Genomic DNA, 24552 nt, shown 5'->3' with positions numbered 1-24552 from the left:
ATGCCCAAAGAACCATTTCAAAACCTGATTAATCGCGCCAGACAATGTACGGTATGCGAAGCTGAGCTGCCACAACCGCCACGTCCAATATTCTCAGCCTCTGAGACAGCCAAGATCGTAATTGTTGGCCAGGCGCCGGGAATTAAAGCCCACGATTCATCCACGCCCTGGAATGATGCCAGTGGCGACAGATTGCGAGAATGGACGGGGCTTGATAGAAACCTGTTTTACGATGTCCGGCATGTGGCTTTAATACCCATGGGATTCTGCTTTCCCGGCTACAAAAATGGGGCTGATGCGCCGCCCCGAAAAGAATGCGCCCCAATTTGGCACGCACAGCTGCTATCCAGAATTGCACCAAAATTGATAATCCTCGCCGGGCGCTACGCACAGAACTATTACTTACCTCAATACCGAACCCTCACTGAGGCGGTGGCGCAACATAACCAGACCCATAGCAATATAATGGTTGTTCCTCATCCATCAGGAAGAAATAACCGCTGGCTAACCAGAAATCCCTGGTTTGCAGAAACTGTCTTACCGCGTTTAAAAGCGGTTGTAGCAGAAACATTGCGTTAACAAACAATTACAGAGTATAGGCCGCTGCTTAAGGCGACCCTTGTTCCCCCGTCCGCTCTTTTAGAAATGGCATCAGTTCAGAAAATGGCATGGGTTTGGCGAACAAATAACCCTGAGCTTCATCACAACCCAGTTTTAGCATATAACTGGCCTGTTCCCTTTTTTCTACGCCTTCCGCGATCGTCAGTAAGCCTAGCTTATTACCCAATGTCACAATCGTTTCGGCAATAACGGCACTTTTACCGGGGGTGATGTCATTCACGAATGAGCGGTCTACCTTTAACCGATCCAAAGGCAATTTTTGCAAATAACTCATGGACGAAAACCCCGTTCCAAAATCGTCTATCGCAATCGCTACCCCAAACTCTTTCAGCGAACGTAACGCATCAATTACAATTTGCGGTTCATCCATCACTACGCTTTCAGTAATTTCAAGTTCAAGCTTGCTGGGATCACAATCAAAACGCTTGATCACTGCCTTAACCTTGTCAATAAACTGCCTGTCTCTAAACTGCAAAATAGAAATGTTTACCGCGACGCGAAGGTGGCCAAAACCGGCATTTTTAAGCTCCTGAATACGCCGACACGATTCTTCCAGCACCCATTCGCCTATATCCACAATAAGCCCGGAATATTCTGCTAGCGGAACGAATACTGCAGGTGAGATATAACCACTTTCGGTGTCAGGCCAACGTAACAGCCCTTCCATGCCCACAACATTTTCAGAGACCAGATCGACCTGAGGTTGAAACCAAAGCTCTAATTTACGATCGGCAAAATCATTGCGTAACCGCCTGATCATATTTAACTGCCAGGTGGTTTTTTCTTCAATTTCCGGCGCAAAATATTCGAAATTTTCTGCGATATTCTTTTTTGCCCGGTTTAGTGCAATGTTGATGCGTTTGAGTACTTCAATACCACTTTGTCGCTCTCTACCCAGTTTATACAGGCCAATGGTGACATTAATTGGAATAGTGTGATCGCCTGCGCTGAACGAGGAGCGAAATACCTGATTCAAGCGTTTTGGGCTAAGTTCTTTTTCATCGCCAATTAAGCCAAATACATCACCCCCAATGCGACTTTTTTTAACTTTCTCATCGAATTCACTTTCTAATCGTTGCGCTACCGCTTTTAACAGTTCGTTACCCGCCTCCTGGCCTAAACCATCGTTGATGTCTGAAAAATGATTAATATCAACTAACACCGCGCAGGCATTTTCGGTGTCATACAGATGAGGTTTATCAAGCATATTGATAAACTCATTGCGATTTGGCAGGCGTGTCAGCCAGTCACGAAACGCGGCATTACGTAATTCATGAAATAAATAAACGTTTTCATACCCTACAGAAATACTGGACAAAAAGACTTCAAGCAGCTGCTTATCCATCTTGCTCAATTCACGGCTCATATTCACATACACTGCCGCTTCGAAACCCGAACTATTGATGTAAAGCACCGAGCAGGAAGGTTCGAAGATGTGATTTTTTACTCTTAGACACCGATTCACGTGCTCAACAATGTCTTCATTGTGTATTTTAGAAATAGGCTCGTTAATAAAGCTAGCGAAATCACCCGCCGCACCGAGCACGTAAACGCCGTCATCATCTCTATCCAGTACTGAGCCCGCACGGGCGCAGACCAAGCCTTCTGCGTCCAGTCCCATTAAGGAACTGATCTGAGTGACCACACCTTCGCAGAAACCTTTTACAGAATGTTCTTCGAGCAAGTTCGACGCCGAAGAAATGATTTTTTGCAGTCCTAGACGACTTTGATTGATGGTTAAAATCTGTTGATAAGAGCGAATTGATGAAATTATTGCGGTCAGTAACTTGCCACGGGTCAGCTCTGTCTTGGTTTTGTAATCGTTTATGTCATACGCTTTAATGATATGTTCTTCTGGCGCATAGCCAGGCTGACCGGTGCGCAAAATAATACGAGGCTCTGAAAGATCCATTTCTTCGCGAAGAAACTTCACCACATGCAGTCCAGCATCATCGGTTTCCATTACGACGTCCAGCAGGATAATGGCAATCTCGCGACCGTATTCATTAAGTATTGCTTTTGCTTGCTCGGCGGAATAAGCGTGCAGGAAATTCAGTTTTCTATCGTGAACGATTAAATCTGAGAGGGCCAGACGAGTTACGGTGTGAATTTCTTCATCATCATCAACGATTAAGATATTCCATACTTTGTATACTTTGGTATCTAATTCGCTGTGACTATCCTCATCGAGGAAAACCAGCTCATCATTTTCGTAATCAGTTTGCGACATCGTGTCTGAAACCCTCATTACCACTGTTAATCCATCCTACTCTTATGGGAGGTAATTGCAAAGTTTATACGCCAGTGCGATAGTGTAAAGTGTTAGTAGCAATACCTACTTAATACGTTGCTTTCCCGTTTTTCTGACTTAGTTTCGTTGACTTAAATATGAAGATAATTAGTAGCCCCAATTCGTCGCCATTAAATCAGGTAACTACTGAAAAAATAGACAAACCAGTTGAAAAGGCAAGTAAACGGGAAGAATCGGTCATTGCACCAGCTAATACAGTGCAGGATAAGATGAAAGCCATGTTTGTCAAAGTGGGAATTAAACCTGCTATGACGATGCATGACTACAAAAGCAGAAAGTCGGTGGTAGACAGAAGACGCGACATATTAGCATCGAATAAAATTGCCAATTTACAAAGCATTCTTAATTTCGCACTGGCAACGTCGGTGACCGAATCAGACACTGACACACTCGATCCGGATTGGTTTTTTGCCTTTACCAGTCTGGCAGAAAATATTTACTCACAGGCTATGCAGGAATTGTGGGGGCGTATTTTCGCGGCTGAAGTTGTTAAACCAGGTAGCTTTTCACTGCGCAGCCTGGAAACTTTAAAAGCGTTAACACAAAGAGATGCACGTCTGTTCACCCGAGCAGTGTCCATGGCGAGTTTGCGCGCGGGGGACCCGGTACCGCGAATTTTGGTCGGCTACCACCAGCGTAGAGGATTAAGCACGTTGTTGCGAAAGGTGCATCCGCATCAATTGAATCTTTCTGCACACGGTCTGTCATACCCCGACTTGCTGGCATTGAATGATATGAAATTACTTTACGCCAGTGAGATTGAGAGCGGCGAGTTGCAACCTGGTAACACGGTGCAGTGGCGATGCGGATCAAGCAGTTTTACCATTACCGCCAACCGTAAAGGTGTGGCGCTGGTGTATTATAAATTTACTGCGGTGGGTGCAGAACTGGCAAAGTTAATTACCAGACAGGATCAACCGCATTATTTAGCCGCAGTAAAGCAAATCCTTATGCCTTTCTTCACTATACAGTGAGTTTTTTCAGTGTGGGGAAAGCTTATAAATAGGTAGGCGGTGACGTTAAATGCCGTCGCCAAACTCATGTAAGCCACACTCTCTTTTCAGCCCAAAGAAGCGCGTATCCTGCTCTTCCATGCCTTCTTCGATGCTTCGAGTGGTATGCCAGTCGCCTATTGACACATACCCTTCTTCCCACAGCGGGTGATAAGGCAGTTCATGTTCTTTCAGATAGTAATGCAGGTCCTTATTGCTCCAATCGATAACGGGATACAATTTAAACTGACCATTTACTTTTTGCAGCACTGGTAACTTTTCTCTGGCATCTGACTGACTTCTGCGCAACCCAGCAAACCAGGTTTTGGCATCTAACTCAGCCAACGCCCGTTGCATGGGTTCAACTTTATTCATCTGATTGTACTTCTCAATCCCATCAACACCTTGTTCCCACAACCTGCCAAACCTGGCCTCCTGCCATGCGGCAGTCATTGGAGAACGATACACTTTTAAATTTAGCTGTAATCGCTCAGTTAACTGATCGGCAAACGCATAGGTTTCAGGAAAAAGGTAGCCGGTATCGGTCAGTACTACCGGGATCGCTGGCGCTGCCTGAGTAAGCAGGTGCAACATGACTGCCGATTGTGCGCCAAAGCTGGTTGATAGCACGTGGTTGGCGGGGAGATTTTTAAGCCCCCACGTTACCCTTTGTTGGGCCGACATGGTCTCCAGCTGTTGGTTTATTTCCACCAGCTCTGATGAAGAAATATCTAATGACAACGAAGCCACGGACGCAAGATTACCTTTACTCATAAAAGTCTCTGGCTGAATCAACTACGGGTTTGACAATATCTTTGCGAATCACAAAATCACCGAATGCTTCATTCGCATTGCGTTCTTGCGCCCAGCGACCAATAAGCTCATCCAGGCTAGCCATAATTTCCTGCTCGCTGATATTTTCGCGGTACATGCGCGGAATACGCGTACCCTCTCGATTGCCTCCAAGATGGAGGTTATACTTGCCCGGGCCTTTACCTACCAGTCCTACTTCAGCTAGCATCGCGCGACCACATCCGTTAGGACAACCTGTAACCCGAAAGATAATACTGTCATTTGCAACATTGTGCTTTGCCAGCAAACTTTCCAGCTCTGTTACTGCATCAGGTAAATAACGTTCGGCTTCTGCCATCGCCAGCGGACACGTCGGTAATGACACACATGCCATTGAGTCTTTCCGTTGTAACGAGGTATCAGCCTGGATCAGTCCATATTGAACTGCCAGTGCTTCGATTTTATCTTTTTGATCCGCGGGTACCCCAGCGATGATCAGATTTTGATTCGCGGTTAAACGAAAATCACCCTGATGCACTTTGGCGATCTCTGCACAACCTGTTTTTAATGGTTTATTGGGAAAATCCAGAATACGTCCATTCTCTATGAATACCGTTAAATGATGCTTGCCGTCGATGCCTTCAACCCAGCCAAAGCGATCGCCCCGTCCGGTAAATTCATAAGGACGGCTTTCTGCAAATGAAACCCCAGCACGTTTTTCGACTTCCGCCTTAAAGGTGTCAACACCCACTCGCTCAAGGGTGTACTTGGTTTTCGCATTTTTGCGATTAACCCTGTTACCCCAATCCCGCTGAGTTGATACGACCGCTTCAGCGACTGCCAACGTGTGTTCCAAAGGAATGAAACCAAAATCATCGGCCTTGCGGGGATAAGTGGTGGTATCGCCGTGGGTCATTGCCAGACCGCCACCTACCAGCACGTTAAATCCAATCAGCTGGCCGTTTTCAGCAATCGCAACGAAGTTGAGATCATTCGCATGTACGTCAACATCATTCTGTGGGGGTATTACTACCGTCGTTTTAAATTTTCTTGGCAGGTAGTTGTCGCCTAAGATCGGCTCCACTTCCTGTTCGGTGCTTTCCACCTTCTCACCATCAAGCCAGATTTCTGCGTAGGCTCGGGTTTTCGGCAACAAATGTTCACTGATTTTCGCGGCCCACTCCCACGCTTGTTGATGCACTTCAGATTCAACCGGATTAGAGGTACACAGAACATTTCGATTAACATCGCCCGCCGTTGCGATCGAATCGATACCCGTTTTATTTAATGTTTGGTGCATCATTTTAATATCAGGCTTTAACACACCGTGAAATTGGAAGGTCTGGCGTGTAGTTAAACGGATACTGCCGTAAATAGAATGCTCCTCGGCAAATTTATCAATAACCAGCCATTGTTCAGGAGTTATAACGCCACCGGGCAAACGGGCGCGCAGCATCACATTTTGCAGCGGTTCTAATTTTTGTTTAGCCCGTTCTGCTCGAAGATCACGGTCATCCTGCTGATACATGCCATGGAATCGAATCAGCTGAAAATTATCGCCGTTAAAGCCACCAGTAAGATCATCTTTAAGATCTTGCTCAATGGTGCCGCGAAGGTGACGACTTTCACGTTTTAAGCGTTCGTTGTCGGATAACTGCCCTTCTACAACATGTGGTGATTTTTCGTTACTCATTAGTAGACATCCTTCTGATATCGTTTCGCTTTGCGCAGTGCTAATACATATTCTTTTGCTTCTTGCTCAGATTTATTTCCGAACTTTTCGACGATATGCAACAAAGCACCTTCAACATCTTTGGCCATGTGCATGGCATCGCCACACACATAAAAATGGGCACCTGCCTCCAGCCATTCAAAGACTTCTTTGCCGTGCTCCATTAATCGATGTTGAACGTAAATTTTTTCTTTCTGATCGCGGGAAAATGCCAAAGTGATATTGGTTAACAGTCCTGACTTTTTGTAACCCTGCCATTCCACCTGATATAAAAAATCCTGGGTAAAATGCGGATTACCAAAGAACAACCAGTTTTTACCTTCTGCTTCTCTGGCATCTCTTTCTTGCATAAACGCTCTGAACGGCGCGATCCCCGTCCCCGGACCTACCATAATAATGGGCGTATCATCACTTTCTGGCAGACTGAAATGGTTATTCTTTTCCACATACACTTTAACTTCCTGGCCTTCCTCTACCCTTTCGCACAAGAAACCGGATGCTCCGCCCTGATGACGCTGCCCAAAGGCCATATAATCCACATGTGCTACGGTTAAATGTACCTCGTCTTCCACCTCAGCCTGGCTGGAAGCGATGGAATACAACCGTGGGGCCAACGGGCGTAACGCGTCAACCAGCTGTTGTGGCGCCAACTTACCTGGATGTTCGCGGACAATATCAATCAGTTGTCGTTCGGAAAGATAAGTTCTGAACGTCGCTGCATCATCCATCAACGATTTTAATGCAGAGGATTGCAGCTGCTCCTGATAGGCTTTGACGAAACCAGGATAACTCAGGGTAAGCTCAAGCTTCTCTGACAGTGCCTGGCGCAGCGACATTGACTCTTCTTTAACGGTAACCTGACTGTCGCCATTAAGTGAAAGTAGTGAGATGAATTCATCCACCAGTGCAGGAGCGTTAGTAAACCATACGCCAAGCGCATCCCCAGGCTTGTAAGTCAGCCCTGAATCTTCCAGACTAATTTCGATATGCCGGATATCTTTCACCGAATCTCTGCCGGTTATTTTTTGCGACTCAATTAAACTGGCCGCGAACGGACGTTGCTTGTCGTATTGGCTTGCGGGTTGTGAAACTGACGCCGACGATTCTGTGGTGACCTGTTGTGACGCGCCTGACAAATCATCTTTTAACTGTGTAATTAATTTATCTGACCAATCTGCTGCCTGCTGCTCAAAATCGACATCGCAGTCCGCCCGTTCGCATAATGCCTTTGCACCCAACGCTGCTAATCGGCTGTCAAAATCTTTGCCTGTCTGGCAGAAGAATTCATAGCTGCTGTCACCCAGACTTAGCACGGCATAATTCAACGCGGGCAGTTTCGGCGCTTTTTTACCACCAAGAAACTCGTGCAGTTCCATCGCGTCATCAGGTGCATCTCCTTCGCCATGGGTGCTGACAAACACCACCATGTGCGTTTCATTTTTGATTTGACGCGGTTTAAAGTCAGCCATACTAACCAACTTATTCGTATAGCCAGCAGCATCTGCTTTAGTTTTAAATTGGTGTGCCAATGCCTTCGCGTTACCTGTTTGCGAACCATATAAAATAGTTAGTCCAGGTGCTGAAGATGAGGATGCACTTGGCGCTACACTCGCAACTGGCGCACCAGAGGCTGACAGGCCAGCTAAATACCCACTTACCCAGGTAAGCTGCTGCGAATTTAACCCGGCGATCGCCTGGGTAATAGCATTAAATTGTTGCTCATTTAAGAGAGACGGCAGTACTGCCTTGTTTACTGAATTGTCTGACATAACTCGAAAGCCTTAAACTAATGGCATAAGGCTAACGAGTTTATCTAAATAGAGAAAAGAATAAATCTAACTTTTTAATAACCTAAAGTGATTAAAAAAGTGATCTTACTTAAAAGTGAATCTCTAAACCGGCGAATGCGCCGTCAAATTTCATATCTGCATAGACATCGTCAAGGTCTTCAATGTCTACATTAACTCGTCTGTAACCCAGTTGTGCTGTCATGTCCACGGCAATACTATCAATAAATGAATAGGCTAAGGCAACCTGAAAATCACTCAACTTATGATCATCAACGCTCAGATAAGAACCTTCTGCGTAAGCTGCTAAACCTGTAAAAGGTAGACCAACCTGGACACGAGAATAAAGCATAGGCACCACGCCACTAAATTCACGACGACCTTCAACCGCTGGTTCTTCATCTGTAGCCAGCGACGCAACGGACAATATACCATCTACATATTTGCCATTTAGTCCCACATCGAAACTGACTAAATCATTGTCAAATAATTCATAGTACAAAATAAAATCCGTGGTTGTCAGATCAGACACAGTCGCTACCGTGGTATTAGCGGTATAGGTGTTATCATTAAAAGTAAAATCGCTTTGCAGCGTGGTATCACCTTTACTGTCTAAAGAGGTATGGTTTATTTTAACATTTGGGATAAAAGGTAGCGGATGCTCAACGGCTGCATAAATTGCGGTGTTGGTTTCATCTTCAAAGTTAAAATTTGCCATTGAGTTGTTATCAGCAAAGCTACCCGAAGTTTCGGTTTGCCAACCTTGACCACCCACATAAAGTCCAGCTACCGTATCGGCCATTACCGGTGAAGCAAATAAAGCGATAAATGAAGTGGTGAGTAACGCTTTTTTCATTAAATTATCCTTGATTAAGTAGTTCTGATAATTCTATCAGGGCAGCATTGGCTCTTGAAATATAATTTGCCATAACTAAGGAGTGATTTGCTAACATCCCAAATCCGCCACCATTTAGTATCATAGGGCTCCAGACTGTCTGTTGCGTCGCCTCCAGTTCTCGGATAATTTGTCGCAAGCTGACCAACGCATTTTTATTTTCCAGGATATCAGCAAATTCAATCTCAACTGCTTTCAAAAAATGCAGCAACGCCCAGGTTGCTCCTCTTGCTTCATAAAAGTTGTCGTCTAACTTCCACCAACTGGTTTTAGTTCTTTTATCGCCGACGGCGGTCGATTGTCGTGCCCGTTTATCGCCGGCCAAATCAGTATTGTAACGAGCAGTTTCAACACTGGCACTCAGTCGTTGGGACAAGCTACCCATACGTTTTTCCACCTGCTTGAGCCACTCGCGTAGATTATCTGCTCGCGTATAAAACTGATGGTCGCCGGCTTCATCTTTTACTAATTCGCGGCGATACGCTTTAATAAGGTTGATCGCCGCTTTATACTCAGACTCAGCTGAAGGCAGCATCCAGCTGCGGCTGTCTATGTTAAATTTGGGCTGCGCTTTAACCAAAAACGAATTCTCCAGCGACTGTGATTGAGAGCGGCTAAAATCCTTCCGCATCGACAGCGCCAGGTCACGCACCATTTCTAGTACGCCAAACTCCCAAGCCGGCATATTATCCAGCAAAATTCCGGGTGGCATCATGTCATTGCTCAAATAACCACCGGGCTTTTTCATCAGCGTTTCTGAAACCGTAATCATAGTGGTAGTCATGGTATAACCGGCAATACGGGTATGTGCCGGATCACTGGCTTGGGCGCGAGTATTAGCGCGAACATCAAAAATTGAAGGTTGCAGGCTCCAATACCAACCAATTAACCAGAATAAAACAAACAGGATCGCGAGTGTGATAGATATGGATTTTGCAGTTAAATACTGTCTCATAGCGAGTTCTTCATCCCTAATAGCTGAGGTTTGCGCGGGCGGTTATGCAAACCATTGTAAAACAGTATTACGTGGTGAGAAGTAAATTGTTCACCGCCCGCTTGGTATAACTAACGCATCTGCGCAATGAAATATACATGAGTGTATCAGGATACCGCATGATTTGAATTATCTTTGCATAAGACGTAAATAGCTGCTGCAACCAGCAGAATTGGCCAAAATGCTCCCACGCCCATCGCAAGCAATGCTATTGCAGCCGCGCCCAGACCAATTATCAGGGCTCCGATAAGGCTGACCGCAATGATAAAGCCGATAATCACAAATAGGACGCCTAATGCAGCCACCGTCAGTACGCTCTCAAAGGGGGAAAGAATTTCGTCATCAAATACAATATTGACTCCCCACCAGCTATTCGCAACATCACCGAGACAGTATGCCAGGGTCAGGGCAATGATTATTGCAATTAAAAAGTTCTTCACAACTCTCTCCTTGGCAATAATATTACCGCGGCGACATACGCCAACACAGCTAGACCTGGTAAGAAAAATAACGATACCACCGCAGCAACGCGAACCCAAACGGCATCAAGGTCAAAGTAACGAGCCAACCCTGCACACACGCCTGAAATGACAGCATTGTGCATTTGTCTGTATACACGTTTTTGATTTGAAACTGTTTTCATGATGTTACCTCTACTCTATTTTGTGTGATGCCCGCTTGCGCGGGCGCATCGTTCAGGTGTTATGCAGCGTATTTCTGTTTTAATTCAGCCAGCTCTTTGTCAATATCATCGTTTGCAGTTAATTCACGAAACTGTGCATTTAACGATGTATCGTTGTCATCATTTCTGGCGGTCAGATCATACGCTTCCACTTGCGCTTCCAGGTTATCAATACGTTGCTCGTACTGTTCAAATCGCGCCATTGCATTTTCAATTTTATTGCTATGCTCAACGGCTTTTGCTTTAAGACGAACTGTTGCAGATTGCTTTCTGTTAGCCAGCGCCTTTTGTTTGCTGCGCGCTTCAGAAAGCTTACTTTGCAAACGGGATGTGTCGTCCTGCAAGTTAGTCAACAGCTCCTCAACCTGCGCCAACTGATCGTTGACGGCCGTGGCCTGTTCTGAGTACTTTTGTTTTTCCTGTAAAGCCGAACGAGCCAGATCTTCCTTACCTTTGCTCATTGCAAGTTCAGCCTTTTTCATCCAGCTGTCTGCTTCCAATTGAAATTTTTCCTGCTGTCTTTGAAAGAGCTTTTGCTGCGCAATATATTTTGCAGCTTCAGAACGAATTTCGACTAATGTTTCTTCCATCTCCTGGATAATCAGACGAATCACTTTTTCAGGATCTTCGGCTTTATCCAGCATGGCGTTAAGGTTTGCTTGTACAATATCGGTCATTCGAGAAAACATACCCATGATCATTCCTCCAAGAATTTGTGTTTTGCGTTTTCACAAGAATGATTACAATAGTTGTGCCAAACATTTTACTCATTGTTTTTTATAGTATTTTTAAAATTCCTGCATTTTTATTTTTATTCATTTCCGATAGTGTTAGTCAAATTAACCACTTTATGTTACGGATTTGACCAACTCGAATTTAGTGGGAAATGACTGTAATTGGATAGGTACGAACAAAAAAAAGCGGAGGGCTGTTCACCTTCCGCTTTTTTCAAATTGTGTTGCGTTTGATTATCGCTTAAACCAGTGCATTCCAGTGTAAAAAATCACAGCGCTTACGATAAAAGTCACAACGGGTAAAATTACCATAGTGAGTACGAACGCGGGCTGGAACATACCAGACCTACTGAGCTCGTTTTGCTGTCTGTTGCGCTTCAGAATTAGAAAGGGCTGCAAGCTCAGTGATTTCTACGCTACCTTTCACTTCATCTTCACTCAAAGAAAAGTTAAACGCAGTGTTAGTAATGCTTTGCTGTAACTTAGCTGACAATTCAGCCTTGGTCAGGGTAACTGCATTCTCTACAAACTGACCTACCGCACGTTCAACAACCGACTCCTGAGCATGTGCAGTTACACTACCTAAAGTTAATGCAGCGGCAGCAAAAATAGTAATGGGTTTCATAGTGGCATCCTTCGTTACGGTATTTCATGATTGAAAGTTAATTTGTAACTTAGGATAGCGAACACCGTGCCAAAAAAATAACCACTTGATTTTAAATAAAAAAACAATAATTTATCACGCCATCACAATTTTTAAACTTGTCTGCAAACCAAGAAATGACAAATTTAACCACTGCACTTAGTTAATTTGACCACTCTACTCCCGATTAAATGCTACGACTTGTTGTTGTGCCTGTCTGACCGCATCCAGTGCATTGGAAAGCAAATCCGGATCAGGGTTTTTACCCGTTCCGTTTTGGCTAAGGTAGCGCCGCCAGATCTTCCCCCCAGCCTGACCTTGAAAAAGGCCTAACATATGCCTTGCCGCATGCCAGGGTCGAAAACCGGTTTCGCTCTGTCTATTGATGTACTCTTGCATCTTAGCAACGACATCATCACGGGTAAGGGCTGGGTTACTACAGTTGAAAATAGTACTGTCCACATCGGCCAGCAAATAGGGATTGGCGTAAACCTCACGCCCCATCATCACGCCGTCTATTTGTTGCAGATGCGATTGCGCCTGAGCTAACGTTTTAACGCCACCGTTAAGTGATACATGTAAGTCGGGGTGTGCCTGTTTAAGCTGATAAACGCGCGGATAATTCAACGGTGGAATTTCCCGGTTTTCCTTAGGGCTCAATCCTTGTAGCCAGGCTTTTCTGGCGTGCACGATGAAAACCTCACAGCCACCTTCAGCGACTACTTCCACAAAGCGTGCGAAATCAGCGTACTCGTCCATGTCGTCAATCCCAATTCGGCACTTTACCGTAACCGGAATATCTACCACTTTACGCATTTCATTAATACAGGCAGCGACGGTTTCAGGATTCGCCATCAAACAGGCACCAAAACTGCCATTTTTGACCCGATCGGAGGGACAGCCGACATTAATGTTAACTTCATCGTAACCGCGCTCTTGCGCCATCACCGCACATCGGGCCATGTCCGCCGGATCAGAACCGCCAAGTTGCAACGCAACCGGATGTTCTTCTTCGTTGAACGCCAAGTAATCCCCTTTGCCATGAATAAGCGCACCGGTGGTAACCATTTCGGTGTACAACAAGGTCTGTTTAGACAGCAAACGTAGAAAATAACGGCAATGACGATCTGTCCAATCCAGCATGGGCGCTACGGAGAAACGGCGATCGATAACAGATGATGACTCTTTCAACTTAACCTCATAACTTAATTACACGCTAACAAGAATTGCTCATTAACTTTATTGCAGTTTTTAATTTCTATTCTAGGCTTTCGGTACCAAATCAAAGCCCATTATGTGGAGCGGAATTTAAGATGAGGTGCGACGAAACGTGTATTTTAACATTTCTTAATCACTTTGAAAGAATCGAATTTTTAATTTGATAGGAACAGCGAATTTCCAATTATGGGAGTCAAAGAAAATGATGACGCAATGATTCGAAACTGGCAGGCGTACTTCTTTTTCTGTAAACCGAAAAAAATTTCTTACTACGAGCGAATGTCAGATTTATTTACACCCTCCCCCTGTTCATTTTTTAACCACATGAAAACATTAAATATTTTTAATGGTGTGATTTATGCTTAGCCACTCTTGAATAAACAAGAGGAACTATATCTATGAAAATAATGAGAAAATTTAGCACGCTTATCGTTAGAGTAGCGTTAGTTAGTGGGATGTTCATGAGTCTTTCATCAGCACAGGCGGCTCTATTACTTATGGTCGATTTGAGCGTGGAAGATCGCATCACCATTAATGCTACCAACGGTCTGTCATCAGCGACGGTCAGTGGAAGCGATTTTACCGGCTTTTATCTTGAGAACTTTTTCGAAGCCGATAACAATGTAGTTTCCGCAACCCTGGTTTCGGGCGATCTCGTCAGTGCACAAGATGTCTCCAATTTGTCGCCGCAATTGTTCAGGGCGGGTGGTACGGACACAGGATTGAACGTGTTCAGTTACACAGCAGGGCCGTTTTCAAGCTTTGTTGCTGGACAAACAGCATTTGATGGGGCGGCTACCTGGGCAGTCTCATCCGCAGTATATCAGGATGCACTGAACGGAGCGCTAAGCGGCGATATCTGGTTTCCCGCGGACGATGACAGTGATCTAAGCACTGCTACACTTATCGGTCAGTGGGTGGTAGGCGTTGATGTTCCGGAAGCACCTACTTTTGCTTTATTCAGTCTGTTATTTTTTGCTTTTTCGCGTTCACGTAAAGCGTAACTGACGAAAATTTGGGGGGGGCGCCCTCCTAATTTTTACCTCCAGCCAAACACCTTACTTAAGCCAGAATGGTAGCGCGAACTTAGAGATTTATCCTTCGGGTGCGTAATTCACCTCGCGTTTTGATTGAACGTTATGAAATTAAATGCCATGCTACCGACTGGACGATGCTAATCGATGCGTGCCATTACACATTTTTTAGTGAAAGTTATTGATGTAATTATCCTGCGCCCGATGTTAGCAACTTTAATAGTTAAACTTTTAGAATTAACCAGCCCCGCTAACAGTATAAGTAAACGTTTAACGCGTGGTACGGCGGTGGGATAGTTTCCGTTACACAATCTATGGAATATATAGATGCCTCTATCGGCTGCAAAAGCGGTTAAGTTAAAGCTCCGAACTGCAGGTTTTAAAATCCTTGCCGGATTTTCTTTGGTCATTATCATTGCGGTTTCGACCTCTCTCCCAGCAAACCCATGGATTGCTTTTTGTTTCCCCATCGTTTGGCTGATTCTGTCTATTATGGCGTTAATCAAACCCGCCTATGCCGATTTTGCAGTTAAAACCTGGGTGTTATTGACAACGCCCGCAGCCCCGCTTCTCGTGCTAGCGAACGGCTTACTACCCGCAACATTGGTATCCATCGCAACCATTTTCCCAATGATGCTGGCTTCAGGGTGGTGGCGATTTATTCCATTGGTCTCGATCGCTTTTTGCACCTTTCTGGTTCCTCTGTCTGCGGTACCCTACGATGAAGCTGTGTGGATACGCCTGAGTATCACTAACATTGCCGTTGCGGTCATGGTTTATGCGCTGATTTATCATTTAGAAAAGGCATTAATTGCCAGTTTAAAACAAACAGCAGCCATTTCCGACGCATTAACCATGGCTAACCAAGCCAAGCAAACCCAGTCCAATTTTCTCTCGACGATGTCGCACGAAATCAGAACGCCAATGAACGGCATATTAGGATTGGTAGAGAGTGTTTTAAATCACCCAATATCGGAACAGCAGCGGCCTAAATTGGAATTGATAAAGCGCTCGGGGGTATCCCTCAACCGGATTCTAAATGATATTTTGGACCTGTCGAAAATGACCGCCGGGAAGTTAGCAATAGAACGACTTCCTACCAATTTAAGACAGGTCATTAACGACGTAATCGCAACCTATGTTGATTTAGTGGCAAGTAAACAGGTCACGCTGTCAGCCATGGTGGATCCTGCGCTTGAAAGTGCCCATATATGTGATCCCACAAGGGTTTCACAAATTTTGAGTAATTTGGTGAGCAATGCGATCAAATTTACGGACGAAGGCAGTATCCAGATAGAGGTGAAGGTGTTAAAGGCTGGCGAGCAAGAGCAACATCTTCGTTTTTTAATTACCGATACGGGCTCGGGCATGGACAATGAAAAGCTGAGCTCAATATTTGAACCCTACGTTCAGGCCAACCACTCTGATGCACGAAAATTCGGTGGCACAGGTTTAGGGTTACAAATCACTAAGCACCTTGTTGAGTCAATGGGCGGTAGCGTAAACGTTGAAAGTAACAAAGGTCAGGGGAGTAAATTTTGGTTCGACGTTTTGTTTGAGGTTGCACCTGCATTAACTCCGGCAGAAAGTGCAAATGAACGTGAATCAAACTTTCTTGAAGGAAATATCCTCGTTGTAGATGACAATGAGATCAACCGCATTGTCGTCAGAGAGATGTTAGCACAATACAATTTGAACATCTTTTTCGCTACAAACGGTGTGGATGCAGTGAAAGCGGCCACCTCTGACAATTTTCAGCTTATTCTTATGGACCTTAACATGCCCTTGATGGATGGTTACGAAGCGACAAAAGAGATCAGGAAACTGGGTAAAGATACACCTATCGTAGCATTTTCAGCTGCAGTGTTAGCGGAAGAGGTAGAACGCGCCATCGACGCTGGCGCCAATCAGCATTTAGCCAAGCCAATTAACCAAAATGAATTAGCAAAAGTTTTAAAAAAGTATCTCTAAAATACAAACGGTTGAGATGTTAGCTTTCGAGCGACCTTAATACGCTGTGCTTTGCTCCATTTACATCCATGACTTTCTGCTGCTCTCAGCTGCGTAAAGCGCAGAGTTTGCCATCTCCCACGCGTCTTTCTCAGATATAAAAGGAATGGTGACAGTTCCACTGGCTAACAATATTTTTAGCGTCGCAATCTGCTTACGTTGCATAAAGACGCTTTGTACAACAGAAATTTGCTGAACCTTGTACTTTTCCAGACATTGGTAATCCTGTCCCATTCTTCCGCTGCGGACATAAATATAACGCTGGTCGTAACCGTATCCCCAGCGCCACCAGCGCAATATTAGTATCAGTGTAAATGCAATACTAACGGCTAAGATGATACCCACTTCCTGCCACTGCTGATGATAAGCGGAAATGCTAATGAGTAATATTGCCAGTGGCCAAATCCAGCCTCCTAGCCAGAAGGTTAAAAACTGCTTACTCACACTTTTGTACTTTATTCTATAAATTTGGCTATCCGGCATAGCGCCATTTACCAGAGCACGTACCTCGGCAACTGTAACAGACGGGATGAGCAGTTTGGACGGCGACATTAGTTCAGCGTGCTGTTCTGTTCCCGTTGTATTTTGCTCAAAGTAAAGGTTGACGCGGCCGAGCAACTTATCCAACCAATCCTGTTTTGCCGTAATCACCTGAATTCTGGATTGTTTCATGCTGACTTCCTGCTTGCTTAACAATCCGCTCCGACGAATGTACCTATCCTGATCACGGCTTAAGGTATATCCATAGAGGGTCAGCAAAGCGCCACCAATGGAGAGCAATGCCAACAACGCGGTTAGGATCACGATGGCGGTAAGTGTATACAACCCAACCTGCCACCATGCGGCAGACTCACCACCTAACAGCTGATCGAGGTTTAACCCTTTAGACTGCAACCAGCTAAACACATATCCAGACGCATTGTCGTAAAATGGCGCAGCGGCGCCCAGCAGGATCCACACACGATTATTGGTGATCCCATGAATAATCAGATCTTTCATACTTCTTTGATTGACTATTTCTTCATTTTCTTCATTTGCATGGAAAGGGGCCGTGGGAACATCAGGCGAGCCATTTTGGGCATCAAACGTATTGGCTAACACATGCTTTTTTAGCTTTTGCGCGTACGCTAGCGGAACCGCCACTATCTTAGCTTCTTCGTCTGCGCTTCCTGCGGTATCAAACACTACTGAAGCAAATTTAAATGGCCGATAGTAAAATGGCTGCTCAACTTTCACGTTCTGTATGCGCCAGAAAGGCAAGTTAATGTGGCGGCGATTCAACACCCCGCTTTTTACTTCAATATGCTGATTGTGCACCCTGAAAAAGTAAAAATAATAACTAATCAACCCACTTAAAGACATCAGTGAAACTACACCAACTGCAGCGGAAATGAGGTATGACGCGCTGTGCATCTCAAACACGTTGGAGCTGATCGCTAAGGCAGGGATCACGTAAATCAAGAACTGGGCAAACTGTTTAATATTGCTGGCAGTAAAATATGCGATAGATATAGGCGCAAGACGTTGCCATTCACTGCCCATATCAATCTGACTATGTTGCTTTTGAGCACGACTGATGTCGTCCTCCAATTGCGTCCCGCTCATCGTGCATCCAGATCTTTATGATCAAGAATAAACTGTCTGAGCTGGACAGCCGTCGTCACAGGTAAACCCGGAATTTCGAAGGTGTGTGCGCTGCCCCCGGCAGAGAAAACCTGCAACCGCGCTAAACCTGCTAAACGCTCAAAAGGACCCCGTTTCAGTTCTATATGTTGCACACGTAAAATGGGCTGACAGGTCACTTTTCGAAACACAAGCCCCTTGTGTAAAATCAGATCCTGCTGGCGAATGGCATAGCGAATAAGTGGGTCTGCAAACCAATGGTAAGCAAAGGACCAGATCCCGAGGAAGCTAATTACGCCCAGCGCGAGCGGATACACGGAAAGGAGTTGAGTGGGTAATTGAAGCCAGGGCTGAAACCGTAGAATGCTTATCCCAATGCCAAGTATTGAAAAAATGACGACAACCGATATCAGGTTCATCAATCTGTATCGAGTGGATAATGGATGAGTTGCCACGACCCTGGCATCGGGCAACTGATCAGGTAAAACAGGCTCATTACTAAAATCGTTAATTTCCATTTACTCCATATCCACTAGCGAAATACGCAGAATAAAAGAAAAAACCGTTGGCGTCATGTTTGTTTAGCTGAATAACGCCAACCCTTTATACGAGGTATTTTAGCGGTCGGCAAATCCACTACCGTACGCAGAGAATGGTAACTCTAACCCCAGTTCAGGAACCTGCCTGGCAATCCACGCAGGGAACGTGTTGCTGTTCGGTCCGGGAAATACGCGATATTCATTTGCCCACGGGTAGCGAGCAATTGCGGTGTTAATTTGTGGGATAAGTTCGGCCGCTTTGTCCCCTTTGATGGAAAGTAACTTTTTCGGTTTAGCGCCGTACCAGAATTTATCCGGCGTTCTGGTTTGAGATTGTCGCAATGCTGGAAGACCGTCCTCTACGCGCCACCCCACGACTTCAAATAGTGAGTATTTGTCTGCGTTTGATTCCTTCAACGCAATCCAGGTATGCACAGCGATTAACCCTTTCCATCCATAAGCATCTGCCGCATACACCTCGATTACAGCTCTGGGCTCAACATCGGGATCGGGCGCGATACCCGCGGGTTCTCGACTGGCAGTTTGCCAGCCGTCGTTCGAGCAAGCTGACATCAGTAACGTGACTACTGTTAACAACAGGATCCGTAGATTCATTTCACTATTTACTCTTTTTGACGACACCGAGGTTATGATTACTTATTGATACTAATTTTAGTTTACCAGTAGACACGGTGATAGGGGAGCTGAGTCGAATAGGATTATTAAGGCTCAGCTCTCTGCTATATCAGGTTAAAGAATGCCTAAGTGGCTGGCGTGGAATTCAAGATGACTGCGAATGAAGGTAGCGATAAAGAAATAACTATGATCGTAGCCTTCATGCATATTCAGCGTGATGGGGGTGTCACTTTGCTGTGCGGCATTAAGTAATCGCTCAGGTTTTAACTGTTCTTTCAGGAACTGATCGCTGGTGCCCTGCTCAATTAATACAGGAATAGTGTGTTGTTTCTGGCTGATTAGCCAGGACGCATCGTATTGTTGCCACTTCGATTTATCGTCACCCAAGTAAGCAGATAATGCTTTTTCACCCCACGGACAACTCATTGGATTGGCGATGGGACTGAACGCAGACACTGAAACAAAACGATTGGGTTGGCGCAGGCCAATTACCAAGGCTCCATGCCCTCCCATCGAATGACCGCTGATGGCGCGCTCGCGAGTCACCGGTAACGCCGTCTCAATCAACGCAGGTAGCTCTTCAGTAACGTAAGAGTACATCTGATAATGCTGCTGCCAGGGGGCTTCGCTGGCATCAACATAGAACCCCGCCCCCAAACCAAAATCATAATCGCCGTTCTCATCATCAGGCACATTGTCACCACGTGGGCTGGTATCTGGCGCAACAATCGCCAGTCCCAGATCGGCTGCCCACTTCATGGCCCCCGCTTTTTGCATGAAGTTTTCATCGGTACAGGTTAATCCTGACAGCCAGTAAAGTACGGGAACCGGATTATCTTTGCTGGCAAAGGGTGGCAAAAAAACGGCAAACGTCATCTCGCAGTGAGTCATCTCTGAATGATGACGGTAACGAATATGTCTGCCGCCAAACGCTTTATTCTCGCTGATTATTTCCATTTTTATCCCTTAATCAAAGCTGACGACACTGCGAATACTTTTCCCTTCATGCAATAAGTCGAAGGCATGATTGATATCTTTCAATGGCATTGTGTGAGTGATGAACTTTTTAAGTGGGATCTCGCCATTTAAATATTGCTCAACTATACCCGGAAGCTCAGAACGCCCCTTTACGCCACCAAATGCGGTACCGCGCCAGACTCTGCCGGTGACCAGCTGAAAGGGCCGTGTACTGATTTCTTTGCCTGCACCGGCCACACCAATAATGACAGATTCTCCCCAGCCCTTATGGCAGCACTCAAGTGCCGAACGCATCACATCAACATTACCGATACATTCAAACGAATAATCGACGCCACCATCGGTGAGATCAACAATCACTTCCTGAATTGGCTTGTCATAGTCTTTAGGATTGATCACATCAGTCGCACCCAGTTGTTTGGCCAGTTCAAATTTATCGGTATTGATGTCGATGGCGATAATCTGTTTGGCTTTGGCCATCACAGCACCAATAATCACCGACAGTCCAATGCCGCCTAAGCCAAATACCGCGATAGTCGCTCCGGGCTCTGCTTTGGCGGTGTTGAGCACGGCACCCATGCCAGTGGTAACGCCACAGCCCAGCAGGCAAACTTCCTCAAGCGGCGCATCTTTATTGACTTTCGCCAGCGATATTTCGGGTAATACGGTGTACTCAGAAAAGGTAGAGGTGCCCATGTAGTGATAAATCGGTTTCCCCTCTTTTGAAAAACGCGTGGTGCCGTCTGGCATCAACCCTTTGCCCTGAGTCTCTCGAATTTTTCCACACAGGTTGGTTTTACCTGATTTACAAAATTTACACTCACCACACTCTGGAGTATAGAGCGGAATAACATGATCGCCCGGCTTGAGTGAAGTCACCCCTTCACCCACCGATGCAACCACACCACCCCCTTCGTGGCCCATGATGCAGGGAAACACACCTTCCGGGTCTTCGCCGGATAAGGTAAAGGCATCAGTATGACACACCCCTGTCGCCAGAATTTTTATGCGTACTTCACCCGCTTGTGGTGGCGCAACGTCGATTTTTTCTATAGACAGCGGCTTACCCGCCTCCCATGCAACCGCGGCATTACAGGATATAGTTTGGCCTTCCATTTCGTTCCCCATTTGATTTTAAGTAATAAAGTAAAGGGTCTATCGGATTTTTGATCAAGTTCGTTTACAATAACAACGGCATTTTTAAGGTAGTCAGCATGATTAAAAATATCGGACATCACATTATCGGTGGTTTATCCACTCTGTTGTATGTAATCAATACGGTGATATGGACGCTGCCCGTGATTGCCCTCTCCTTTTTCAAACTTGTTCCGATCTCACCCTGGCGTCGATTCATCTCGCATATCTTGGACGGTTGCGCTACGGCGTGGATTACGTTTAACAACCTTATTCAGAAGCTCACCAGCCCAACCCGGCTGCACGTAAAAGGGACCGATTCACTTGCGCCGAAAGATTGGTACCTGGTTATTGCAAACCACCAGTCGTGGGTAGATATCTTGGTATTACAGCGGGTTTTCAACCGTAAAATTCCTTTTCTTAAATTTTTTCTCAAAAAAGAATTAATTTTTGTGCCACTGCTTGGATTAGCTTGGTGGGCATTAGACTTCCCCTTTATGCGTCGATACAGCAAGTCATTTCTGGCGAAAAATCCACATATGAAAGGTAAGGATATGGAAACCACCCGGCGCGCCTGCGAAAAGTTTAAATTCAAACCGGTCAGCATCATGAACTTCGTTGAAGGCACCCGTTTTACCAAACAGAAACATTTAAAACAGGCTTCACCTTTCTCACACCTGTTGAAGCCCAAAGCCGGTGGCATTGCCTTTGTGCTCAGTGCCATGGGCGACCAACTACATAAGCTGGTTGATGTAACCATTGATTATCCCTCCGGCATTCCCACCTTTTGGGACTTTGTCAGCGGCAAGGTTCGCGACATCCGTGTCAATGTGAGCGTGACGCCGATAAAAGAAATTATGCAGGGCGGACTGATATCAGACAATTACTTTGACGATCCACAGGAACGCGTCAAATTTCAAGCCTGGCTCAACGAACGCTGGCAGCAAAAAGATAACTTGCTGTCGTCAGTTAACTCGACGCAAAAGCCATTATGAAAATCGTTTCACTGCTTATTTTTCTTATCCATACGCCCCTGCAGGTAATTAATCTGGCATTTTGGGGCAGCCTTATCATTTTGTTCGGGCTGGTCAAGCTGGCGCTTCCTATTCCCTCAGTTCAAAAATTTTTAGCTAACCTGATGCATCGTTTTTTGTTTGGGTTTGGTGCGGTAAGTGTAAAGATGGTTCGTATTTTTAATGACGTTGATGTCCAGATTGATGTGCATGGCGAACTGTCAAAACAGCATTGGTATTTAATTATGGCCAACCATTTAAGCTGGCTGGATATCATTTTGCTGATTGAGTTTGCTGCGAAGCGAATACCCGCACCGAAGTTTTTTCTCAAAAAAGAGTTAATCTGGATGCCCTTTGTGGGGCTGGGCGCATGGGCACTTGAAATGCCGTTTATGAGCCGATACTCGCAATCATATTTAAAAAAATATCCACACAAACGCGGACAGGACATCGAAACGACTAAGCGGTATTGTCATAAATTCAAAACCATGCCGACCACTGTGATTAATTTTGTCGAAGGCACGCGATTTACTGACAATAAGCACCAGTTGAAGCAAAGCTGCTATCAACATCTGCTTCCCCCCAAAGCGGGCGGAATTGCTTTCACACTGGCGACCATGGGTGATCTGTTTACCAACATTCTGGATATATCGTTGCTCTACCCACAAAATAGACATCATCCCATGTATGCTATGTTAAGTGGGCAAATGAAACGTATAGTGATCGATGTCAACATCATTCCACTTCCAGAGCAGGCGTGCGGTGATTACTTTAGTGACGCGGTGTACCGTCTGCAGTTTCAGGACTGGTTGAACGAACGTTGGGCAGCAAAAGATGCCCGCATAGCAAAAATCATGGAGCATTAAAGTTTGAGCATCGCGTCTTCAGCAAAAAGTGAATTTGTCAGTGCCTTGCAGACACTGCTTCCGTCCATAAGCACTGAGGACACCCTATACAACGTCATTGCTGTTAGCTGTATTCTAACTGTTTCCTTTATCTTACTCATGACGTGTCGGGTCATCTTGCGACCACAAATCGGCAGATGGGTTGAGCGTACCAAAAACACCTGGGATGATGCTTTGTTCGCGCACGGCTTTTTCCGTCAATTAATGCACTTAATACCTGCAGTCATTATCTTTATCAGCACCCCTGTGCTAATTGACGAAGTCGGCATTTTGCAGGGTTTTTTGATCAAAGCCGCCCAGCTTTACATGCTTTTCACCACATTGCTGGCCCTGTATGCGATTTTAAATACTCTGGAAGATAAATATAACGAGTCGCACCTTTCTCAGCGTGCATCTATCACCGGCTTTATTCAGGTTGCTAAACTATTTTTCGCCATCATGGTGCTGTTATTTAGCATTTCGCTCATCATTGAAAAAAGTCCACTGATTATCGTCTCCGGTCTAACCGCCTTGGCGGCGGTATTAATTTTGGTGTTTAAGGACACCATAATGGGCTTTGTCGCTGGTATCCAGATTGCAGCTAATCGAATGTTCAACACCGGAGACTGGATCCAGATTGATAAATTTGGTGTCGACGGTGAAATTCTTGAATTAGGGTTGACCAATGTAAAGGTGCAAAACTGGGATAAAACTATATCCACCATTCCCTCTTATTCGTTAACCAATGAGGCGGTGAAAAACTGGCGCGGCATGCAGATGTCCGGGGGCAGAAGAATTAAGCGGGCCATCCACATTGACATGCACTCGGTTAAACTGTGCAATGAGGAAATGCTTAAGCGGTTCAGCAAAATTCGCTACATCTCTGAATATGTGGACGACAAGATTGACGAATTAAGGGCATATCACAAAGACTACTCGATCGACGAGTCTGACCTGTTAAATACCAGAAAACTGACTAATGTTGGTACGTTTCGCGCTTATCTCGAAGCCTACCTCAGCAAACATCCCAAAATTAATCAATCGCTGACCGTTATGGTGCGACAGCTGCCCCCCAATGAGTATGGCTTACCGTTGGAAATATATTGCTTTAGTGCAGAAAAAGCCTGGGTTGAGTATGAAAAAATACAGGCAAATATTTTTGACCATGTACTGGCCATGATGCCCCTGTTTGACTTACGCGTATTTCAGCGGGACGCTCACTTGATGACGCCGCTTTCGTCGCCCGAGCCGCAAGCCACTCCGACTGAAAAAGAAAAAGGTGAAACGGATTAACGTTTCA

23 protein-coding genes are annotated in these 24552 nt (G+C 45.4%); 7 read left to right on the top strand and 16 right to left on the bottom strand.

Annotation, left to right across the window (positions count from 1 at the left end):
* Nucleotides 1-579 carry a uracil-DNA glycosylase family protein gene (locus HCJ96_RS15690; protein ID WP_169212034.1) on the top strand — a complete coding sequence of 193 codons (579 nt, stop codon included), beginning with the start codon at nucleotides 1-3 and terminating at the stop codon, nucleotides 577-579.
* Nucleotides 580-607: 28 nt separating this feature from the next.
* On the opposite strand, the gene HCJ96_RS15685 is transcribed toward HCJ96_RS15690, so the two are convergent.
* Nucleotides 608-2851, bottom strand: coding sequence for a bifunctional diguanylate cyclase/phosphodiesterase (locus HCJ96_RS15685; protein ID WP_169212033.1), 2244 nt, complete (start codon nucleotides 2849-2851; stop codon nucleotides 608-610).
* Between the two features lie 158 nt (nucleotides 2852-3009).
* Between HCJ96_RS15685 and HCJ96_RS15680 the strand changes: the two genes are divergently transcribed.
* A complete protein-coding gene (locus HCJ96_RS15680) occupies nucleotides 3010-3906 on the top strand; it encodes a TIGR03899 family protein (protein ID WP_169212032.1) in 897 nt (298 codons plus the stop codon).
* A gap of 45 nt (nucleotides 3907-3951) precedes the next feature.
* Here HCJ96_RS15680 and HCJ96_RS15675 read toward each other — a convergent pair whose 3' ends face one another.
* The 10 genes from HCJ96_RS15675 to dusA form a co-directional block, all read right to left on the bottom strand.
* Nucleotides 3952-4698, bottom strand: a complete 747-nt coding sequence (locus HCJ96_RS15675; protein WP_169212031.1) for a phosphoadenylyl-sulfate reductase — start codon at nucleotides 4696-4698, stop codon at nucleotides 3952-3954.
* Nucleotides 4691-6409, bottom strand: a complete 1719-nt coding sequence (gene cysI, locus HCJ96_RS15670; RefSeq protein WP_169212030.1) for an assimilatory sulfite reductase (NADPH) hemoprotein subunit — start codon at nucleotides 6407-6409, stop codon at nucleotides 4691-4693. The genes HCJ96_RS15675 and cysI overlap by 8 nt, the downstream gene beginning before the upstream one ends.
* Nucleotides 6409-8217: an assimilatory sulfite reductase (NADPH) flavoprotein subunit gene (locus HCJ96_RS15665; protein WP_169212029.1), complete on the bottom strand. Its 1809-nt coding sequence runs from the start codon at nucleotides 8215-8217 to the stop codon at nucleotides 6409-6411. The genes cysI and HCJ96_RS15665 overlap by 1 nt, the downstream gene beginning before the upstream one ends.
* A gap of 109 nt (nucleotides 8218-8326) precedes the next feature.
* The gene (locus tag HCJ96_RS15660) at nucleotides 8327-9091 is read right to left on the bottom strand and encodes a TIGR04219 family outer membrane beta-barrel protein (RefSeq protein WP_169212028.1); all 765 of its coding nucleotides are present in this window, start codon (nucleotides 9089-9091) and stop codon (nucleotides 8327-8329) included.
* A 4-nt stretch (nucleotides 9092-9095) separates the two neighbouring features.
* A complete protein-coding gene (locus HCJ96_RS15655; protein ID WP_169212027.1) occupies nucleotides 9096-10085 on the bottom strand; it encodes a DUF2333 family protein in 990 nt (329 codons plus the stop codon).
* A 146-nt stretch (nucleotides 10086-10231) separates the two neighbouring features.
* Entirely contained in the window at nucleotides 10232-10564 is a 333-nt protein-coding gene (locus HCJ96_RS15650) for a hypothetical protein (RefSeq protein ID WP_169212026.1), read from the bottom strand.
* Nucleotides 10561-10767 carry a PspC domain-containing protein gene (locus tag HCJ96_RS15645; protein ID WP_169212025.1) on the bottom strand — a complete coding sequence of 69 codons (207 nt, stop codon included), beginning with the start codon at nucleotides 10765-10767 and terminating at the stop codon, nucleotides 10561-10563. Before HCJ96_RS15645 ends, HCJ96_RS15650 begins: the two co-directional genes overlap by 4 nt.
* A 59-nt stretch (nucleotides 10768-10826) precedes the next feature.
* Nucleotides 10827-11501, bottom strand: a complete 675-nt coding sequence (gene pspA / locus HCJ96_RS15640) for a phage shock protein PspA (RefSeq protein WP_169212024.1) — start codon at nucleotides 11499-11501, stop codon at nucleotides 10827-10829.
* A gap of 385 nt (nucleotides 11502-11886) precedes the next feature.
* Complete coding sequence (locus HCJ96_RS15635) at nucleotides 11887-12165, bottom strand: hypothetical protein (RefSeq protein WP_169212023.1); 279 nt, start codon at nucleotides 12163-12165, stop codon at nucleotides 11887-11889.
* Nucleotides 12166-12360: 195 nt separating this feature from the next.
* Nucleotides 12361-13326: a tRNA dihydrouridine(20/20a) synthase DusA gene (dusA, locus tag HCJ96_RS15630; RefSeq protein ID WP_246261481.1), complete on the bottom strand. Its 966-nt coding sequence runs from the start codon at nucleotides 13324-13326 to the stop codon at nucleotides 12361-12363.
* Between the two features lie 536 nt (nucleotides 13327-13862).
* Between dusA and HCJ96_RS15625 the strand changes: the two genes are divergently transcribed.
* On the top strand, nucleotides 13863-14405 hold the full coding sequence (locus HCJ96_RS15625) for a hypothetical protein (RefSeq protein ID WP_169212021.1): 543 nt from the start codon (nucleotides 13863-13865) through the stop codon (nucleotides 14403-14405).
* 357 nt (nucleotides 14406-14762) lie between these two features.
* Nucleotides 14763-16406, top strand: coding sequence for an ATP-binding protein (locus HCJ96_RS15620; protein ID WP_169212020.1), 1644 nt, complete (start codon nucleotides 14763-14765; stop codon nucleotides 16404-16406).
* Nucleotides 16407-16466: 60 nt separating this feature from the next.
* Here HCJ96_RS15620 and HCJ96_RS15615 read toward each other — a convergent pair whose 3' ends face one another.
* From HCJ96_RS15615 to HCJ96_RS15595, 5 genes are all read right to left on the bottom strand, one after another.
* A complete protein-coding gene (locus tag HCJ96_RS15615; RefSeq protein ID WP_246261469.1) occupies nucleotides 16467-18050 on the bottom strand; it encodes a PH domain-containing protein in 1584 nt (527 codons plus the stop codon).
* On the bottom strand, nucleotides 18047-18586 hold the full coding sequence (locus tag HCJ96_RS15610; RefSeq protein WP_169212019.1) for a PH domain-containing protein: 540 nt from the start codon (nucleotides 18584-18586) through the stop codon (nucleotides 18047-18049). The genes HCJ96_RS15615 and HCJ96_RS15610 overlap by 4 nt, the downstream gene beginning before the upstream one ends.
* A gap of 99 nt (nucleotides 18587-18685) precedes the next feature.
* Nucleotides 18686-19222, bottom strand: coding sequence for a DUF3750 domain-containing protein (locus HCJ96_RS15605; protein WP_169212018.1), 537 nt, complete (start codon nucleotides 19220-19222; stop codon nucleotides 18686-18688).
* 135 nt (nucleotides 19223-19357) lie between these two features.
* The gene (gene fghA / locus HCJ96_RS15600; RefSeq protein ID WP_169212017.1) at nucleotides 19358-20200 is read right to left on the bottom strand and encodes an S-formylglutathione hydrolase; all 843 of its coding nucleotides are present in this window, start codon (nucleotides 20198-20200) and stop codon (nucleotides 19358-19360) included.
* Nucleotides 20201-20209: 9 nt separating this feature from the next.
* On the bottom strand, nucleotides 20210-21337 hold the full coding sequence (locus HCJ96_RS15595) for an S-(hydroxymethyl)glutathione dehydrogenase/class III alcohol dehydrogenase (RefSeq protein ID WP_169212016.1): 1128 nt from the start codon (nucleotides 21335-21337) through the stop codon (nucleotides 20210-20212).
* A gap of 98 nt (nucleotides 21338-21435) precedes the next feature.
* Between HCJ96_RS15595 and HCJ96_RS15590 the strand changes: the two genes are divergently transcribed.
* Genes HCJ96_RS15590 through HCJ96_RS15580 form a run of 3 tightly spaced genes read left to right on the top strand, consistent with a single transcriptional unit; the run spans nucleotide 21436 to nucleotide 24545 of the window.
* A complete protein-coding gene (locus HCJ96_RS15590) occupies nucleotides 21436-22350 on the top strand; it encodes an acyltransferase (protein WP_169212015.1) in 915 nt (304 codons plus the stop codon).
* On the top strand, nucleotides 22347-23234 hold the full coding sequence (locus HCJ96_RS15585; protein WP_169212014.1) for an acyltransferase: 888 nt from the start codon (nucleotides 22347-22349) through the stop codon (nucleotides 23232-23234). The genes HCJ96_RS15590 and HCJ96_RS15585 overlap by 4 nt, the downstream gene beginning before the upstream one ends.
* Before the next feature lie 3 nt (nucleotides 23235-23237).
* Nucleotides 23238-24545 (top strand): mechanosensitive ion channel family protein, encoded by a 1308-nt coding sequence (locus HCJ96_RS15580; protein WP_169212013.1) that lies wholly within the window; start codon nucleotides 23238-23240, stop codon nucleotides 24543-24545.
* Nucleotides 24546-24552 lie beyond the last annotated feature (7 nt).

This window comes from Alteromonas ponticola, from assembly GCF_012911815.1.
GTDB classification, from domain to species: domain Bacteria; phylum Pseudomonadota; class Gammaproteobacteria; order Enterobacterales; family Alteromonadaceae; genus Alteromonas; species Alteromonas ponticola.
This window is presented reverse-complemented; position numbering and strand designations above follow the sequence as displayed.

Coding starts and splice junctions, on each gene's coding strand:
- HCJ96_RS15590 (WP_169212015.1), top strand. CDS start 21,436: ATGATTAAAAATATCGGACATCACATTATCGGTGGTTTATCCACTCTG.
- HCJ96_RS15595 (WP_169212016.1), bottom strand. CDS start 21,337: ATGGAAGGCCAAACTATATCCTGTAATGCCGCGGTTGCATGGGAGGCG.
- HCJ96_RS15665 (WP_169212029.1), bottom strand. CDS start 8,217: ATGTCAGACAATTCAGTAAACAAGGCAGTACTGCCGTCTCTCTTAAAT.
- fghA (WP_169212017.1), bottom strand. CDS start 20,200: ATGGAAATAATCAGCGAGAATAAAGCGTTTGGCGGCAGACATATTCGT.
- HCJ96_RS15585 (WP_169212014.1), top strand. CDS start 22,347: ATGAAAATCGTTTCACTGCTTATTTTTCTTATCCATACGCCCCTGCAG.
- HCJ96_RS15645 (WP_169212025.1), bottom strand. CDS start 10,767: ATGAAAACAGTTTCAAATCAAAAACGTGTATACAGACAAATGCACAAT.
- HCJ96_RS15655 (WP_169212027.1), bottom strand. CDS start 10,085: ATGAGACAGTATTTAACTGCAAAATCCATATCTATCACACTCGCGATC.
- HCJ96_RS15660 (WP_169212028.1), bottom strand. CDS start 9,091: ATGAAAAAAGCGTTACTCACCACTTCATTTATCGCTTTATTTGCTTCA.
- dusA (WP_246261481.1), bottom strand. CDS start 13,326: ATGCTGGATTGGACAGATCGTCATTGCCGTTATTTTCTACGTTTGCTG.
- HCJ96_RS15635 (WP_169212023.1), bottom strand. CDS start 12,165: ATGAAACCCATTACTATTTTTGCTGCCGCTGCATTAACTTTAGGTAGT.
- cysI (WP_169212030.1), bottom strand. CDS start 6,409: ATGAGTAACGAAAAATCACCACATGTTGTAGAAGGGCAGTTATCCGAC.
- HCJ96_RS15605 (WP_169212018.1), bottom strand. CDS start 19,222: ATGAATCTACGGATCCTGTTGTTAACAGTAGTCACGTTACTGATGTCA.
- HCJ96_RS15620 (WP_169212020.1), top strand. CDS start 14,763: ATGCCTCTATCGGCTGCAAAAGCGGTTAAGTTAAAGCTCCGAACTGCA.
- HCJ96_RS15610 (WP_169212019.1), bottom strand. CDS start 18,586: ATGGAAATTAACGATTTTAGTAATGAGCCTGTTTTACCTGATCAGTTG.
- HCJ96_RS15615 (WP_246261469.1), bottom strand. CDS start 18,050: ATGAGCGGGACGCAATTGGAGGACGACATCAGTCGTGCTCAAAAGCAA.
- pspA (WP_169212024.1), bottom strand. CDS start 11,501: ATGGGTATGTTTTCTCGAATGACCGATATTGTACAAGCAAACCTTAAC.
- HCJ96_RS15625 (WP_169212021.1), top strand. CDS start 13,863: ATGAGTCTTTCATCAGCACAGGCGGCTCTATTACTTATGGTCGATTTG.
- HCJ96_RS15690 (WP_169212034.1), top strand. CDS start 1: ATGCCCAAAGAACCATTTCAAAACCTGATTAATCGCGCCAGACAATGT.
- HCJ96_RS15685 (WP_169212033.1), bottom strand. CDS start 2,851: ATGTCGCAAACTGATTACGAAAATGATGAGCTGGTTTTCCTCGATGAG.
- HCJ96_RS15675 (WP_169212031.1), bottom strand. CDS start 4,698: ATGAGTAAAGGTAATCTTGCGTCCGTGGCTTCGTTGTCATTAGATATT.
- HCJ96_RS15680 (WP_169212032.1), top strand. CDS start 3,010: ATGAAGATAATTAGTAGCCCCAATTCGTCGCCATTAAATCAGGTAACT.